We start from the raw sequence: 1,107 nt of genomic DNA, 5'->3' as shown, positions 1-1,107 counted from the left end.
AAAGAGTGGTGCAAAATCTCACTCGTCGGGCTCACCAATTGGGCTTTCAACTTACACCACAGCAAACCTCCTCAGCATGATTTCAAATATCCGATTTCTCAAGGCTGCTGGGGAAGTTTCTTAAGAGTGCGAAGCAAAGCTGTTCTCAATTCGCGATTAGCAGGTTTTGAAACATCCACTTTTTGAACAGCCAGGTCGAACGGTGAGCCTGGCCTGATGCTGGTCGGCAGTACCTTTTTTACAGGATTCGCAGTGGGGTACGTGCCCTGACCCGGACACATGCGAACGGAAAACCCGAATTCTTCGAGTACGCCTTTCGAATACAACTCCGCCAATTGTTGAAACGTCACGAAGGCTGAGCGTTTAACTTCTTTGAACCCTGGCTCACTGATGTCACGAACGATCTCGAATTTACCAAGCGTATCTCGCTGCGTATTGGTAAACGGATGCAGCAAGAAAGTCTGACGAACCCCATTCTTTTTGGACACCAGAGTGTGCTCGACGGCGATATCAGTTAACAGCATATTGTTTTCCTCTTTTTTTAAGCCACAGCTTGCCAAGCCGCATCAGCCGCCATCCCCCCAAAAGTCCCAGATCATGTTTTTTCAAACCAAGCCACTGGGGAACCGATGCCCCTTGAGATGCGAAGTGCTCGACATGGGCAACGCGGCACGAAAGAACATGGGGCACAACTTCTCATGCAGCGGCTCTCCGCTATAGGTTTCGGTGTAACCGCCAAGTTCAAACAGCGTAGCCGCAGCGTAGCCTTGGTTTTCGTGGTTTTCTCGGACTATTTGCAGATATAAAAAATCCGACAAACCCCGCAGATTATTCATTTTGGATTCTAGGCTTCAAACAAGCCAATATTTAAATTGGAGGAGCACTTCGACGGACCGCATCCGCTGCTCAAGAGCCGGCCACTGGCAGTGCGTGATTTCGCATGTCCCGGAAAGCACATAAGGTGTTAAATTGAATGTCCCTCAGGAGCCCCACACCACCGTGACCCAAATTCGAATCAGTCATACAACGGTCTATCACTACCGCAACGCTGTCAGCCTGGATCCGCATCGGCTGATGCTGCGTCCCAGAGAAAGTCGTGAACTGCAA

Annotated in this window: 3 protein-coding genes; 1 reads left to right on the top strand and 2 read right to left on the bottom strand. The window is 49.9% G+C overall.

Annotated elements, in window-relative coordinates; translation table 11 throughout:
• Window positions 1-98: 98 nt before the first annotated feature.
• Both C5P05_RS00175 and C5P05_RS00170 read right to left on the bottom strand, forming a co-directional pair.
• On the bottom strand, window positions 99-524 hold the full coding sequence (locus C5P05_RS00175) for a hypothetical protein (protein WP_114967967.1): 426 nt from the start codon (window positions 522-524) through the stop codon (window positions 99-101).
• Window positions 525-605: 81 nt separating this feature from the next.
• Window positions 606-836 (bottom strand): hypothetical protein, encoded by a 231-nt coding sequence (locus C5P05_RS00170; RefSeq protein ID WP_114967966.1) that lies wholly within the window; start codon window positions 834-836, stop codon window positions 606-608.
• Window positions 837-999: 163 nt separating this feature from the next.
• On the opposite strand from C5P05_RS00170, the gene C5P05_RS35170 reads away from it, so the two are divergent.
• A partial coding sequence (locus C5P05_RS35170; protein WP_420130704.1) for a transglutaminase N-terminal domain-containing protein occupies window positions 1,000-1,107 on the top strand: 108 nt, incomplete at its 3' end.

The organism is Rhodoferax ferrireducens, assembly GCF_003347515.1.
Classification (GTDB): Bacteria; Pseudomonadota; Gammaproteobacteria; order Burkholderiales; family Burkholderiaceae_C; genus Rhodoferax.
This window is presented reverse-complemented; position numbering and strand designations above follow the sequence as displayed.